Raw genomic sequence first — 13,524 nt, 5'->3', positions numbered from 1 at the left:
TGTACCCAATGATCGACTGACCGCTCTTCCGGTGAAGCGGGGCTTGATCAGATTCGCCTGAAGCGGCATTCGAGAGGAAGGGCCGCCTCGACAGCGCCGAACCATGCGCCTCGAGTCGAATCGTCCCGCCCGCCCACGAACACGAACGGGGCCGAGCCCCCAAGAAGGCTCGGCCCCAAACAAGCACGCTAAACGAATGGCGCTAACGCACAGCGATGAATTGGTCACACGTTGAAGCGGAACTCCACCACGTCCCCGTCCCGCATCACATAGTCCTTCCCCTCCATGCGGGCCTTGCCCTTCGCGCGGGCCTCCGCGACCGAGCCGGTCTCCACCAGGTCGGCGAAGGAGATGACCTCCGCCTTGATGAAGCCCTTCTGGAAGTCGGTGTGGATGACTCCGGCGGCCTCGGGGGCGGTGGCGCCCTTCTTGATGGTCCAGGCGCGGGATTCCTTGGGGCCGGCCGTCAGGTAGGTCTGGAGGCCGAGGGTGTCGAAGCCGACGTGGGCGAGGGTGGCCAGGCCGGGTTCGGTGGCGCCGACCGACTCCAGCAGTTCCATCGCGTCGGCCTCGTCCAGCTCGGCGAGGTCCGCCTCCAGCTTGGCGTTGAGGAAGATCGCCTCGGCGGGGGCGACCAGGGCGCGCTGCTCGTTCTTGAAGTCCTCGTCGGTCAGCTCGTCCTCGTCGACGTTGAAGACGTAGAGGAACGGCTTGGTGGTGAGGAGGTGCAGGTCGTGCAGGAGCTCGGCGCGCTCGCTGCCCTGGACGATGCCGTGGGCGAAGAGGGTGTCGCCCTTTTCGAGGATTTCCTTCGCCTCCTCGACGGCCTTGACCTTGGGCCCGATGTCCTTCTTGATCCGCGACTCCTTCTGGAGCCGCGGCAGGACCTTCTCGATGGTCTGGAGGTCGGCGAGGATCAGCTCGGTGTTGATCGTCTCGATGTCGTCCTTGGGCGAGACCTTGCCGTCCACGTGGACGACGTTCTCGTCGGCGAAGGCGCGGATGACCTGGCAGATCGCGTCGGACTCGCGGATGTTCGCCAGGAACTTGTTGCCCAGGCCCTCGCCCTCACTGGCGCCGCGCACGATGCCCGCGATGTCGACGAAGTCGACGGTGGCGGGGAGGGTCTTCTCCGAGGAGAAGATCTCGGCCAGCTTCGTCAGGCGGGGGTCGGGGACCCCGACCACGCCGACGTTGGGCTCGATCGTGGCGAACGGGTAGTTGGCCGCCAGCACGTCGTTCTTGGTCAGGGCGTTGAACAGGGTCGACTTGCCGACATTCGGCAGACCGACGATTCCGATCGTGAGCGACACGTTGCGACTTCCCGTACGTGAGGATGCGGAGAGGGGTAGGTGCGAAGGGAGCAGCCCGGCACGGGCCGATCCCCCAGTCTACGGGGTGTGCGGTACCGGCCACGCGGGCAGTCGAACGGATGGCCGGGGCCGGTCTCCGGCGTGTCCGAGAGCCGATTCTGCACATTAACCGACCTAAGTTGGACCAGTGGAGCAACACAGGACGCGACCTGCGCAGTACGGACCGCGAGGCGGCCGGCCGCCGCTGCCCCCGCAGGGCCGGGGCCCGGACGGTTCTCCGGGACCGGCCCGGCCCGTGCGGGCACCCGGGCCGGGGGTGCAGCGCTCCGGCGGCGGCGCCGCGCGGCGGACGGCGGCGGTGCGGCCGGCCGGACCGGAGGCGGTGGGGGCGGGGCGGCGGATGCCCAGTCCCCGGCTGACCGGGCTGGGCGGCGGCCTGTTCTGCGCCGCGCTGATGCTCGCCTTCGGGTTCCTAGACCAGTTGCTGTTCGGCGCCTCGCCGACGGTGTACGGCGTGCTGTTCCTGCCGGCCTGCGTGCTGACCGCGGTCTGGGTGCGCCGGGGCGATCTGCTGACCGCGCCGATCGTGGTGCCGATCGCCTTCGCGGTGGGGCTGACCACCGTGGCGGACGGCGGCGACGGCTTCACCGGGGCGCTCGGCGGATTCGTGACCGCGCTGGCCACGGAGGCCGGGTGGCTGTACGGCGGGACCCTGATCGCCGGTTCGATCGTGATCGCGCGCCGGATCCGGCTGGTGCGGCGCCGGGTCGCCGCCCGCGGCGGCCGCGCACCGGCATGAGCGCACCGGCCTGAGCGCACCGGCATGAGCGCTCCCGCCCCGCGCGGCTCAGCCGGCCGCCGCCCCTTCCGCCGCCCGCATCGCCGCCCCGACGATCCCCGCGTTGTTCTGCAACTGGGCCGGCACGATCTCCGCGCGGATGCCGTCGACGTACGGCAGGAACTTGTGCGCCTTGCGGCTGACCCCGCCGCCGATGATGAACAGCTCCGGCGAGAACAGCATCTCGACGTGGGTCAGATACTTCTGCACCCGGTGTGCCCAGTGCTCCCAGGACATGTCGTGGTCGTCCTTGACCTTGCTGGAGGCCCGCTTCTCGGCCTCGTGGCCGTCCAGCTCCAGATGGCCCAGCTCGGTGTTGGGGACCAGGACGCCGTCGGCGAAGACGGCGCTGCCGATGCCGGTGCCGAAGGTGAGCAGGATCACCGTGCCCTTGCGGCCGCGTCCCGCGCCGAAGTGCATCTCGGCGACACCGGCCGCGTCGGCGTCGTTGACGACGGTCACCGGCAGGCCGCCCAGGCGGTCGCCGAAGAGGGCGCGGGCGTCGGTGTCGACCCAGCTCTTGTCGACGTTGGCCGCCGTGCGCACGGTGGCGCCGCCGGTGACCACGCCCGGGAAGGTCAGGCCGACCGGGCCGGTCCAGCCGAAGTGCTCGACGACCTCCCGCACGCCGTCGGCCACCCCGTCCGGCGTCGCCGGATGCGGGGTGAGCACCTTGCAGCGCTCCTGGGCCAGGTCGCCCCTGTCGAGATCCACAGGGGCACCCTTGATGCCGGATCCGCCGATGTCCACGCCGAAGATCTGCATGGCACCACGTTACGGCCTGCGACTGACAGTCACTCCCCCGAGGTACCCGAGGTCGGACGCACCCGAGGCTGACGTACCCGGGGCGGACGCACCCGAGGCTGACGTACCCGGGGCGCCGCGCTCCGCGACCAGCGCCGCCGCCTCCTCGCGCAGGTCCCGGCGCAGTTCCTTGGGGAGCGAGAAGGTGATGGACTCCTCGGCCGCCTTGACGATCTCCACGTCCTCGTAGCCCCGCGCGGCGAGGTACTCCAGGACCTGCTCGACCAGGATCTCCGGGACCGAGGCGCCGGAGGTGACGCCGACCGTGCTGACGCCGTCCAGCCAGGTCTCGTCGATCTCGTCGGCGAAGTCCACCAGGTACGCGTCGCGGGCGCCGGCCTGCTTGGCGACCTCGACCAGCCGCTTGGAGTTGGAGGAGTTGCGGGAGCCGACCACGATGACCAGTTCGGCCTCGGCGCCCATCTGCTTCACCGCGAGCTGGCGGTTCTGCGTGGCGTAGCAGATGTCGTCGCTGGGCGGGGAGATGAGCTGCGGGAACTTCTCCTTCAGCGCGTCGACGGTCTCCATGGTCTCGTCGACGGAGAGGGTGGTCTGGGAGAGCCAGACGATCTTGGAGGGGTCGCGGACCTCGACCTTGGCGACGTCCTCGGGGCCGTCCACCAGCTGGATGTGCTCGGGGGCCTCGCCGGAGGTGCCGATGACCTCCTCGTGGCCCTCGTGGCCGATCAGCAGGATGTCGTAGTCGTCGTTGGCGAACCGGACCGCTTCCTTGTGCACCTTGGTGACCAGCGGGCAGGTCGCGTCGATGGTGGCGAGCCGGCCGCGTTCGGCCTCCTCGTGGACGACGGGGGCGACGCCGTGCGCGGAGAACATCACGATGTTGCCCTCGGGCACCTCCTCGGTCCGCTCGACGAAGATCGCGCCCTTCTTCTCCAGGGTCTGCACGACGTACTTGTTGTGCACGATCTCGTGCCGGACGTAGACGGGGGCGCCGTACTGTTCCAGCGCTTTCTCGACGGCGATCACGGCGCGGTCCACACCCGCGCAGTAGCCACGGGGGGCGGCGAGCAGGACACGGCGGCCAGGCGAAGCAGTCATGCGGTCCATCGTACGGGCGCGTTCGGCGGGTCGGAGATCGCGTGGGGGGCGCGTTGGCGGAGAGACTGGCCGGAGGCTGTACGGGTAATGGCGGAGGCGCGATGTCCGAGACCGGCGCAGGGGCCCAGCGGGCCGAGGAGCACGACGCGCTGCGGCGCACACTGGGCTTTCGCGACCTGGTGGTCTACGGGCTGCTGTTCATCGCGCCGATGGCGCCGGTCGGTGTCTTCGGCACGCTGGACGCCAAGTCGCACGGCGCGGTGGCGCTGGTGTACCTCGTCGCGACGGTGGCGATGGCGTTCACCGCGTTCAGCTACGCGCAGATGGTGCGGGTGGTCCCGCAGGCGGGGTCGGTGTTCGCGTACGCGCGGGCGGGCCTCGGCAGGGCCGCGGGTTTCGTCGCCGGGTGGATGGCGATGCTGGACTACGTCCTCATCCCGGCGGTCGCCTACCTCTTCTCCGGCATCGCGATGAACGAGCTGGTGCCGGACGTGTCGCGCTGGGTGTGGACGGCGCTGGCCGTGGTCGTCACCACGCTGCTGAACCTGTGGGGGGTACGGGCGGCGGCCCGGGTGGGGTTCGCGGTGCTGGCGATGGAGATCGTGGTGCTGGCCGTGTTCGTGGTGGCGGCGGTCGTGGTGCTGGTGCGGGACGGGGCGGAACGCGGGTGGCTGTCGCCGCTGAGCGGGGACGGCACGCAGGGCGCGTTCGCGCTGTCGGCGGTGGTCGGGGCGGTGTCGGTGGCGGTGCTGTCGTACCTCGGCTTCGACGCGATCGCGACGTTCGCCGAGGAGGTGACCGGCGGGTCGGCGAAGGTGGCCCGCGCGCTGCTGTTCTGCCTGGCGCTGGCTGGGGTGCTGTTCGTGGCGCAGACGTATCTGGCGGGGCTGCTGGCGCCGATGTCGTCGGCGGAACTGGCGGCCGAGCCGGGCGGGCAGGGGTCGGCGTTCTACGACACGGTGAACTCCGCGGCGGGGACCTGGCTGCACGATCTGGTGGCGGTGAGCAAGGCGATCGGCGCGGCGTTCGCGGCGCTGGCCGGGCAGGCGGCGGCCGGGCGGCTGCTGTTCGCGATGGGCCGGGACCGGCGGCTGCCGGGGGTGCTGGCGCGGACGTACTCCGGTGTGCCGCGGGTGGCGCTGCTGGTGGCGGCGGTGATCACGCTGGTCGCGGCGGTGTGGGCGGCGCGCCGGGACGACGGGCTCGACCATCTGACCTCGGTGGTGAATCTGGGCGCGTTGTCCGCGTTCACGTTGTTGCACGCGAGCGTGGTGGGGTGGTTCGTGGTGCGGGTACGGCGGGCGGGGGGTGCGGTGAGCTGGTGGCGGCATCTGGTGGTTCCCGTCGTCGGGGCGGCGATCACGGTGGCGGTGATCGCGGAGGCGTCGGGGACGGCGCAGGTGGTGGCGTTGATCTGGTTGGTGATCGGGCTGGTGGTGCTGGTGGTGCAGCGGGGACGGCCATCGCCGTGAAGGTGACCCGGGTCGGCGGGTGCGGGCCGTTCGCGGCCGGGCGGACCGGGTGGCGGCCTTCGACGGCGGGCTGTCGCGCCCGCGCGGCGGAGCCGCACAGGTCACGGCCCCGGGTCCGGTGAGGCCGTTGCTCGCACCCGGCGATGTCAGCGGCTCCCGTTACGCTCGCCGCATGGCTTTGAACACGAGTCCGGAGTCGCCGCTGCCCGTGGGCGAGGTGTCGCGGCTGATCGGGAGCTGGATCGACCGGCTGGGGGCGATCTGGGTGGAGGGGCAGATCACCCAGCTGTCGCGGCGGCCCGGCGCGGGCGTGGTGTTCCTGACCCTGCGCGACCCCTCGCACGACATCTCGGTGAGCGTCACCTGCTACCGGCAGGTCTTCGACGCGGTCGCCGACGTGATCGGCGAGGGCGCCCGCGTCGTGGTCCGCGCCAAACCGGAGTGGTACGCGCCGCGCGGGCAGCTGTCGCTGCGGGCCGCCGAGATCAAGCCGGTGGGAGTGGGCGAGCTGCTGGCCCGCCTCGAGCAGCTGAAGAAGTCCCTCGCCCGCGAGGGTCTGTTCGCGCCGGAGCGCAAGAAGCCGCTGCCGTTCCTGCCGCAGCTCGTCGGGCTGGTGTGCGGCCGCGCCTCGGCCGCCGAGCGGGACGTGCTGGAGAACGCCCACCGCCGCTGGCCCGCCGTCCGCTTCGAGGTGCGCAACGTCGCGGTGCAGGGCGTGCACGCCGTGCCGCAGGTCGTCCAGGCGGTCAAGGAGCTGGACGCGCTGGACGAGGTGGACGTGATCGTCGTGGCCCGCGGCGGCGGCAGCGTGGAGGACCTGCTGCCGTTCTCGGACGAGCAGCTGGTCCGGGTGGTCGCCGAGTGCCGTACGCCGGTGGTCTCCGCCATCGGGCACGAGCCGGACAACCCGCTCCTGGACCACGTGGCCGACCTGCGCGCCTCCACCCCGACCGACGCGGCGAAGAAGGTGGTGCCGGACGTCGGCGAGGAGTACGAGCGGGTACGGCTGCTGCGGGACCGGGCCCGGCGCTGTGTGGCGGCGTTCGTCGACCGTGAGGAGCGGGGCCTGGCGCACGCGCTGGCCCGCCCGGCGATACAGGACCCGCAGCGCATGATCGACGAGCGCGCCGAGCAGGTGACGGCCCTGCTGGAGCGGGGCCGCCGCACCCTGCGCCACCACCTGGACCGGGCCGACTCCGAGCTGACGCACACGCACGCGCGGGTGGTGGCCCTCTCCCCCGCGGCGACCTTGCGGCGGGGGTACGCGGTGTTGCAGCGGTCCGACGGCCAGGCGGTCCGCGATCCGGCCGAGGTGACGGCGGGCGAGACGCTGCGGGCCCGGGTCGCCGAGGGCGATCTCACTGTCCGAGTCGACGCATAGGGTGAACGGATGACCAGCGAGGTGGAGCAGACGGCGGCCCGGACCGAGGCGCTCGGCTACGAGCAGGCCCGGGACGAGCTGATCGAGGTCGTACGACGCCTGGAGGCGGGCGGTACGACGCTGGAGGAGTCGCTCGCCCTGTGGGAGCGGGGCGAGGAGCTGGCGAAGGTCTGCCGGCGCTGGCTGGACGGGGCCCGGGCCCGGCTGGACGCGGCCCTGGCCGAGGAGGCCGGGGGCGAGGACCCGGCGGCGGCCTCCTAGGCGCGGACGGACCCGCTGCCTGCCGCTGTCCTCGGCCGGCGTGTGCGCGGCCAGGGCGTTCGCCTGACCGTGACCGTGGCCGAGCGCGTACCCGGTCCTCGGCCGGGCGCCGAGCGCCGTCCACCCCGCGGTCGGACGGCCGTACCGCTTCTCGATGGAGCGTGAGCCGCCGGCCGGCCCCTGTGGTCCGCATCACTCCACCGTGAGCGAGGTGAAGGCGGGCCAGGCGCCGTCCGCCCGCTCGTTGCGCACGGCCAGCGAGAAGCCGCCCGACCCGGCCGCCGGGTCGGCGGCCCGGGGCGAGCGCAGGGTGGCGCAGGGGCGTCCGTCGACCGTCGCCCGGACCCGCTCGGGACTCACCGAGACCTCCAGCCGGTGCTCGGCGGCGGCCCGCAGTTCGCAGCTCCGGCCCGCTCGCCCGGAGTTCTTCCCGGTCAGGCGGGCGGCGCCGTGGCCCACCGAGAGCACCACGGGACGCTGGCTGCCGGCGCGGACCAGGACGCTCGCGCCGGTCACCCCGCCGCGCAGTCCGGTCACCGTGGCCCGCAGCCGGTACGCCGTCCAGTCGGCGGTGGCGAGCGGCAGGTGGTCGGCCCAGACGTAGTGGTCGCGCGGGTAGGGGCCGGCGCCGGTGAGGGCGCCGAGGCCGACCCCCCGGGCGGAGCCGAAGTGCCAGTCACCGGGCTGCCGCAGCGGCCGTCCGGCGTCGGCGGGCCGGCGGGGCGCCCAGTGGGCCAGTTCCTTCAGCAGGTCCTCGGCGCCGGTGTCCGGCGTGATCTCGAGGCGCTGCACGAACCCGGCCGCGGCGGCCCGGCGGCCGGGCGGGGCCGGGCGGCGTCCGCTGTTGGTCAGGGCGGCCGTGAACCGCTCGCGCAGCAGCGAGCGGAGCGTCGCGGCGCCGTCCGGGCCCAGGTTGGTGCGGTCCAGCACCTCGGAGAAGGGCATCGCGAACAGTTCCGGGCGGGGCAGCCCGTGGTCGGTGAGGGCGGTGATCGACCGGTCGAGGTCGGCGGCGATCCGGCGCCGGTACTCCGCCACGGTCTCCCGGCGGCCCGCGGCCGGCAGCCAGATCCGGTTGCTGAGGACCGAGGCCCGGCGGCCGGCGGCGTCCACCGGGGCCCGGACGTGGCTGTCGTCGGTGTGCGCCTGGAAGTCCCAGCGCCCGGAGCGGGCCATCCGCTCGGTCTCCGCCCAGGACAGGTAGTAGGGGCGGTGGGTGCCCACCTTGCCGGTGATGAGGTACGCCGCCGCCTGCGCGCCGTGCCGCTTCAGGATCGGGTCGGCGTGGGTCCACAGGCCGTGGGTGCCGTCGTCGAAGGTGAGGTAGACGGTGCGCGGCGCGGGGGTACGGCCGGTGCGCAGGTACCCGGTGAACTCGGCGGTCGACAGGGTGCGGTAGCCGGCCGCGCGCAGGGCGCGCAGGTGGGCGTCGAAGCGCTCGGGGGACACGGCGTAGCGGCCCGTCGGCTCGGCGCCGATGTCGTGGTAGGCGAGGACGACCGGGGCGGCGGCCCGGCCCGGCGCCGGGGCCCCGGCCGCCTTGCCCTCGGCCGCCGGGGCCGGTGCCTGGGGGGCGACGGCACGGCGCAGGGCGTCGTACCGCCAGGTGGCGGCGAAGGGCAGGGCGACGACGGTGAGCGAGAGCAGGGCGAGGGTGCCGCGCAGGAGCAGGCGGGGTCCGCCGGGCCGGGCGGTCACAGCAGCCGCCCCCGGCTGATGACGAACAGGTAGACCAGGGCGATCACGGCGCCCGTGGTGCCGACGGCGAGCGCGCGGGCCAGCGCGCGCAGCGGCGTTCTCGTGACCGGGTTCCTCGGCCGGGCGTTCATGCGGGGCTCCTCGACCAGACGTTGCGGCGCAGGGTGCACAGGGCGTACGGCAGCAGCCAGGCCAGTACGCAGCACGACAGCAGGCTCATCAGCGGGCGGCAGCGCCAGGCCCGGTCGGCGGGGTGGTCGAGCCGGTAGGCGAGGCCCCAGACGCAGCCCTTGAGGACGACGCCGCCCAGGTAGAGCAGGGTGAGCAGGCCGGCCAGGTGCAGCGGGGCCCACAGCAGGTGGCGGACGGCGAGGACGGGCGCGGCGATCACCCACAGGACGTGTCCGTAGTAGAGCGCGGCGGCGGCCGGGCCCCGGCGCCACATGAAGCGGCCGGTGAAGAAGAGGTTGCGGACGAAGCTCTTCTTCCAGCGGATCTGCTGGCGCAGGAACGCGGCGGGGCGGGACGGCACCCGGGTCCACACCCGGGCCGCGCGGGAGTAGCCGACCTCCCACTTCAGCTCGGGGTAGTCGTGGTCGCGGACGAACGGCGAGTCCGCGTGCCGCCGCTTCAGGGCGCGGCCCCGCCATTTCTGGCCGAGGACGTACCCGGTGAGCTGGCGGTCGGTGGCGAAGCGGAACGGGGCGCCGAGGAAGCGGTCCGCGGCCCAGGCGGGCAGGTAGTTCCAGATCGCCTCGCGGCGGAACGCGGCCAGCGGCCCGGAGACGCAGGCGACCGAGCCGAAGGCGGCCTCGGCGGCCTTGGTGATGCGGAACTGTCCCTCGTACCAGACGTCCTGGATCCGGGCGAGCAGGCCGGCGTCGGTGTTCAGGGCCCGGCAGTGGCCGCTGAGCGCGCCCAGTTCGGGGTGCCGGGTCATGGCGGTGACGCAGGCGGTGACGGCGTCCGGGGCGATGACGCAGTCGGAGTCGGTGAACAGCAGGATGTCGCCGTCGGCGAGTTCGCAGGCGCGCACCAGGGCGCCCTTCTTGCCGAGGTTGCGTTCCAGGCGGATCAGGGTGAGGGGCAGTTCGGCGGCGAGCCGCTCCAGGATGCCGGCGGTGCCGTCGGTGGAGGCGTCGTCGACCACGACGATCTGTACGTCGGGATGGCCGACGGCGGCCATGGAGCGCACGCAGGTCTCGATGTGCTCGCGTTCGTCGCGCACCGCGAGCAGGAAGCTCACCCGGGGCCGGGCCGGCAGCGGCGGGAAGGCGGCGAGGTCGCGGGGGCGGCGGCGCAGCGGGCGCAGGGCCGGGTCGTCGTAGCGGCTGTAGGCGAGGTGCAGCAGGCAGATGGTGCCGGCCAGGACGGTCAGGCCGTAGCACAGCGGCAGGTCGGAGCCGTGCGGCAGCCGGACCGCCCGGCGGGCCAGGAGCAGCAGCAGGGGCAGCAGGGCGACCAGGGTGAGCAGGCTGACGACGCCGCGGCGGACCTCGGCGTCCAGGGCGTCCAGCCGCCCGCCCAGGCGGCGGGCGGCGAGCCGGACCGGGGAAAGGGCCGGGGCGCGGGTGCGGGTGCCGGGCAGCAGGGCGTTCACACGGTCATATAGGCGTATTCAGACATCCCTCCGGCGCCCCGACACGCGGCGCCCGGCGATCGGCGCGACCCCCTTCACCCTGGCGGCGGCGTGATGCGGATCACCCGATTCCGATATTTGTTGAACCTTGAACTTCTTTGTCGTACCGTCGTACCCGTCAACGGATCCGCACTTCGAGGAAGATCACGCATGTCTCTCGTTCTTGACCCCGCCGCCCAGGACCTGCTGTTCCGCGAGGCCCGCACCGCGAACACCTTCACCGACGAGCCGGTCACCGAGGAGCAGGTGCAGGCGATCTACGACCTGGTCAAGTACGGTCCGACCGCCTTCAACCAGTCCCCGCTGCGGGTCACCCTGGTGCGCTCCCCCGAGGCCCGCGAGCGGCTGGTGAAGCACATGTCCGAGGGCAACGCCGCCAAGACCGCCACCGCGCCGCTGGTCGCCATCCTGTCCGCGGACAACGAGTTCCACGAGGAACTGCCGCAGCTCTTCCCGCACTTCCCGCAGGCCAAGGACGCGTTCTTCGCCGAGCGCCCGGCCCGCGAGGGCTCCGCGGCGCTGAACGCCGCGCTCCAGGCCGGTTACTTCATCGTCGGCGTCCGCGCCGCGGGCCTGGCCGCCGGTCCGATGACCGGCTTCGACTTCGAGGGCGTCCGCAAGGAGTTCCTGGACGGCGACCACACCCCGCTGATGATCGTCAACATCGGCCGGCCGGGCCCGGACGCCTGGTACCCGCGCTCGCCGCGGCTGGCGTACGACGAGGTCGTCACCACCGTCTGAACCGGCTGAGCAGGCACCGGCTCCGGAGGAGGCCCCGCGCCGTGCGGGACCTCCTCCGCGGCCGTTCAGGACATCTTCAGCGCCGCCGCCATCTTCGTCAGCTCACCGAACGAGCCGGTGCCGGCCACCACCGTCGTCGCGCCCTTCACCCCGCCGGTGTCCGTCAGCACCAGGGCGTCGTACCGGCCGCCCTCGTACCGCGTCCAGGTGCGGCCGTCGATCCGCTCGGTGACCTCGGTCGCCGAGGCGCCCTGGCTCGCCTCCTCGATGAAGGCGGACGGCTTCCCGGTCGACTGCTCGACCTGGACGTACTGGCTGTCCGGGAGGTGGAAGCCCAGGTGCCAGCTCTCGGATTCGGTGGCCTGGTAGCGGACCGATGTCGGCTTCCACTCCTTGGGCAGCCCCTGCGGCGCGGCCACCGGGTACGGCGCGGCGCGGCGGGCGGTGAGCAGCTCCACCCGGTAGTCGACCCGCTGGAGGTCGGGATCCTTGTCGTCGTGCGGGACGAAGGCCCACATGACCAGCCCGGCCAGGACGGTCACGCCCAGCGAGTAGATCATGTTCCGCGCGGTCTTCTGCTTGCCGTTTCTACCTGCCACGCCCCCTATCGTCGCAGGTACCCGAAGTGCTCATCCGTGGGGTCCCCTGCTCATTTAGTCGGACTGACGATAGAGTCATGGCCATACCCTCATCCGGCCGTCGTCGTACAGAAAGGTGCGTATCGATGACCGAGCATCATCACCATCTGCCGTCCGAGCTGGACGTCCCAGCCGAGGCCCCGGACCGCAACCTCGCGATGGAACTGGTCCGCGTGACCGAGGCGGCGGCGATGGCCGCGGGCCGCTGGGTCGGGCGCGGCGACAAGAACGGCGCCGACGGTGCCGCGGTGCGCGCCATGCGGACCCTCGTCCAGACCGTGTCGATGAACGGCGTCGTCGTCATCGGCGAAGGGGAGAAGGACGAGGCCCCGATGCTCTTCAACGGGGAGCGGGTCGGCGACGGCACCGGCGCCGAGGTCGACATCGCGGTCGACCCGATCGACGGCACCACGCTGACCGCGAACGGCATGACCAACGCGATCGCGGTGCTGGCCGCGGCCGAACGCGGCTCGATGTTCGACCCGTCGGCCGTCTTCTACATGGACAAGCTGGTCACCGGACCGGAGGCGGCCGACTTCGTCGACATCAACGCGCCGGTCTCCGTGAACATCCGCCGGGTCGCCAAGGCCAAGCGGGTCACGCCGGAGGACGTCACGGTCGTCATCCTGGACCGGCCGCGGCACCAGGGCCTGATCCAGGAGGTCCGGGAGACCGGCGCCCGGATCAAGCTGATCTCCGACGGCGACGTGGCCGGCTCGATCCTGGCGCTGCGCGCGGGTACCGGCATCGACCTGCTGCTCGGGATCGGCGGTACGCCCGAGGGCATCATCTCGGCCTGTGCGGTGAAGTGCCTGGGCGGCACCATCCAGGGCAAGCTGTGGCCGAAGGACGACGCGGAGCGGCAGCGGGCGCTGGACGCGGGGCACGACCTGGACCGGGTGCTGACCACGGAGGATCTCGTCACCGGGGAGAACGTGTTCTTCGTGGCGACCGGGATCACGGACGGGGAACTGCTGCGCGGGGTGCGGTACCGGCCGGAGACGGCCCAGACCGATTCCATCGTGATGCGGTCGAAGTCGGGGACGGTGCGGCGGATCGACTCCGAGCACCGGCTGAGCAAGCTGCGGGCGTACAGCGCGGTGGACTTCGATAGGGCGAAGTGACCGACTGCGGGTAGTTCGTGGCTGGTCGCGCAGTTCCGCGCGCCCCTGGGTGAGCTCTCTTCCGGGCGTCGCAAGGCACCCCCTGGTGCGGAGGGGGTGCCTTTCCTTTCGTATCCGGCTCAGCCCGCCGCCGCTATGTGGCCCGTCGTCCGGGTCGTCTTCTTCAGTTCCAGGTCGCGGCGGCGCCGGCGGGCCAGGACCACGCGGCGTTCGGCGGCGGTGAGCCCGCCCCAGACGCCGTAGGGCTCGGGCTGGAGCAGGGCGTGCTCGCGGCACTCCACCATCACCGGACAGCGCGCGCAGACGCGTTTGGCGGCCTCCTCGCGGGAGAGCCGGGCGGCGGTCGGCTCCTTGGACGGTGCGAAGAACAGGCCCGCCTCGTCGCGTCGGCACACCGCCTCGGTGTGCCAGGGGGCGTCCTGGTCCCGGTCTCGCGCCGGCACCCGCTGGGCCGGAACGGCGGCTACCTGCAGGGACGAAGGCGGCGGTTGCAGCACGGTCTACTCCTGACGACGGCTTCGCGAGCGAGAGACGATGCAGCAAGCCTTACCCGCTG

General features: G+C 72.6%; 14 protein-coding genes. 6 read left to right on the top strand and 8 right to left on the bottom strand.

All coding sequences use genetic code 11. The features are described from left to right. Window positions 1-224: 224 nt before the first annotated feature. Complete coding sequence (gene ychF / locus AB0G32_RS15660) at window positions 225-1,313, bottom strand: redox-regulated ATPase YchF (protein WP_361162794.1); 1,089 nt, start codon at window positions 1,311-1,313, stop codon at window positions 225-227. Between the two features lie 187 nt (window positions 1,314-1,500). On the opposite strand from ychF, the gene AB0G32_RS15655 reads away from it, so the two are divergent. Then, window positions 1,501-2,112, top strand: a complete 612-nt coding sequence (locus AB0G32_RS15655) for a DUF6542 domain-containing protein (protein ID WP_361162792.1) — start codon at window positions 1,501-1,503, stop codon at window positions 2,110-2,112. A gap of 48 nt (window positions 2,113-2,160) precedes the next feature. On the opposite strand, the gene ppgK is transcribed toward AB0G32_RS15655, so the two are convergent. Together ppgK and AB0G32_RS15645 are read right to left on the bottom strand one after the other, a co-directional pair. Then, window positions 2,161-2,916, bottom strand: a complete 756-nt coding sequence (gene ppgK, locus AB0G32_RS15650) for a polyphosphate--glucose phosphotransferase (protein WP_361162790.1) — start codon at window positions 2,914-2,916, stop codon at window positions 2,161-2,163. A 9-nt stretch (window positions 2,917-2,925) separates the two neighbouring features. Then, a complete protein-coding gene (locus tag AB0G32_RS15645; protein ID WP_361162788.1) occupies window positions 2,926-4,023 on the bottom strand; it encodes a 4-hydroxy-3-methylbut-2-enyl diphosphate reductase in 1,098 nt (365 codons plus the stop codon). A 92-nt stretch (window positions 4,024-4,115) separates the two neighbouring features. Here AB0G32_RS15645 and AB0G32_RS15640 point away from each other — a divergent pair, with 92 nt between their 5' ends. The 3 genes from AB0G32_RS15640 (at window position 4,116) to AB0G32_RS15630 (ending at window position 7,128) form a co-directional block, all read left to right on the top strand. Continuing rightward, window positions 4,116-5,486 (top strand): APC family permease, encoded by a 1,371-nt coding sequence (locus AB0G32_RS15640; RefSeq protein WP_361162786.1) that lies wholly within the window; start codon window positions 4,116-4,118, stop codon window positions 5,484-5,486. A 172-nt stretch (window positions 5,487-5,658) separates the two neighbouring features. Further along, on the top strand, window positions 5,659-6,867 hold the full coding sequence (gene xseA, locus AB0G32_RS15635) for an exodeoxyribonuclease VII large subunit (protein WP_361162784.1): 1,209 nt from the start codon (window positions 5,659-5,661) through the stop codon (window positions 6,865-6,867). 9 nt (window positions 6,868-6,876) lie between these two features. After that, window positions 6,877-7,128: an exodeoxyribonuclease VII small subunit gene (locus AB0G32_RS15630; RefSeq protein ID WP_361162782.1), complete on the top strand. Its 252-nt coding sequence runs from the start codon at window positions 6,877-6,879 to the stop codon at window positions 7,126-7,128. Window positions 7,129-7,320: 192 nt separating this feature from the next. Here the strand turns inward: AB0G32_RS15630 and AB0G32_RS15625 are convergent, their stop codons facing one another. The 3 genes from AB0G32_RS15625 to AB0G32_RS15615 are packed head-to-tail and all read right to left on the bottom strand — an operon-like array spanning window position 7,321 to window position 10,354. Then, window positions 7,321-8,826: a polysaccharide deacetylase family protein gene (locus AB0G32_RS15625; protein ID WP_361162780.1), complete on the bottom strand. Its 1,506-nt coding sequence runs from the start codon at window positions 8,824-8,826 to the stop codon at window positions 7,321-7,323. After that, window positions 8,823-8,957, bottom strand: a complete 135-nt coding sequence (locus AB0G32_RS15620) for a hypothetical protein (protein WP_361162778.1) — start codon at window positions 8,955-8,957, stop codon at window positions 8,823-8,825. Before AB0G32_RS15620 ends, AB0G32_RS15625 begins: the two co-directional genes overlap by 4 nt. Continuing rightward, on the bottom strand, window positions 8,954-10,354 hold the full coding sequence (locus tag AB0G32_RS15615; protein ID WP_361162899.1) for a glycosyltransferase: 1,401 nt from the start codon (window positions 10,352-10,354) through the stop codon (window positions 8,954-8,956). Before AB0G32_RS15615 ends, AB0G32_RS15620 begins: the two co-directional genes overlap by 4 nt. Window positions 10,355-10,615: 261 nt before the next feature. On the opposite strand from AB0G32_RS15615, the gene AB0G32_RS15610 reads away from it, so the two are divergent. After that, window positions 10,616-11,206 (top strand): malonic semialdehyde reductase, encoded by a 591-nt coding sequence (locus AB0G32_RS15610; protein ID WP_361162776.1) that lies wholly within the window; start codon window positions 10,616-10,618, stop codon window positions 11,204-11,206. 65 nt (window positions 11,207-11,271) lie between these two features. Here AB0G32_RS15610 and AB0G32_RS15605 read toward each other — a convergent pair whose 3' ends face one another. Further along, window positions 11,272-11,805, bottom strand: a complete 534-nt coding sequence (locus tag AB0G32_RS15605) for a DUF4245 domain-containing protein (RefSeq protein ID WP_361162774.1) — start codon at window positions 11,803-11,805, stop codon at window positions 11,272-11,274. A gap of 125 nt (window positions 11,806-11,930) precedes the next feature. Here AB0G32_RS15605 and glpX point away from each other — a divergent pair, with 125 nt between their 5' ends. Then, the gene (glpX, locus tag AB0G32_RS15600; RefSeq protein WP_361162772.1) at window positions 11,931-12,968 is read left to right on the top strand and encodes a class II fructose-bisphosphatase; all 1,038 of its coding nucleotides are present in this window, start codon (window positions 11,931-11,933) and stop codon (window positions 12,966-12,968) included. 119 nt (window positions 12,969-13,087) lie between these two features. Here glpX and AB0G32_RS15595 read toward each other — a convergent pair whose 3' ends face one another. Next, complete coding sequence (locus AB0G32_RS15595) at window positions 13,088-13,465, bottom strand: WhiB family transcriptional regulator (RefSeq protein WP_361162770.1); 378 nt, start codon at window positions 13,463-13,465, stop codon at window positions 13,088-13,090. Between the last annotated feature and the right edge of the window lie 59 nt (window positions 13,466-13,524).

It is taken from the genome of Streptomyces sp. NPDC023723 (assembly GCF_040639815.1).
Lineage (GTDB): Bacteria > Actinomycetota > Actinomycetes > Streptomycetales > Streptomycetaceae > Streptomyces.
This window is presented reverse-complemented; position numbering and strand designations above follow the sequence as displayed.

Coding starts and splice junctions, on each gene's coding strand:
- ppgK (WP_361162790.1), bottom strand. CDS start 2,916: ATGCAGATCTTCGGCGTGGACATCGGCGGATCCGGCATCAAGGGTGCC.
- AB0G32_RS15645 (WP_361162788.1), bottom strand. CDS start 4,023: ATGGACCGCATGACTGCTTCGCCTGGCCGCCGTGTCCTGCTCGCCGCC.
- AB0G32_RS15640 (WP_361162786.1), top strand. CDS start 4,116: ATGTCCGAGACCGGCGCAGGGGCCCAGCGGGCCGAGGAGCACGACGCG.
- xseA (WP_361162784.1), top strand. CDS start 5,659: ATGGCTTTGAACACGAGTCCGGAGTCGCCGCTGCCCGTGGGCGAGGTG.
- AB0G32_RS15630 (WP_361162782.1), top strand. CDS start 6,877: ATGACCAGCGAGGTGGAGCAGACGGCGGCCCGGACCGAGGCGCTCGGC.
- AB0G32_RS15620 (WP_361162778.1), bottom strand. CDS start 8,957: ATGAACGCCCGGCCGAGGAACCCGGTCACGAGAACGCCGCTGCGCGCG.
- AB0G32_RS15610 (WP_361162776.1), top strand. CDS start 10,616: ATGTCTCTCGTTCTTGACCCCGCCGCCCAGGACCTGCTGTTCCGCGAG.
- glpX (WP_361162772.1), top strand. CDS start 11,931: ATGACCGAGCATCATCACCATCTGCCGTCCGAGCTGGACGTCCCAGCC.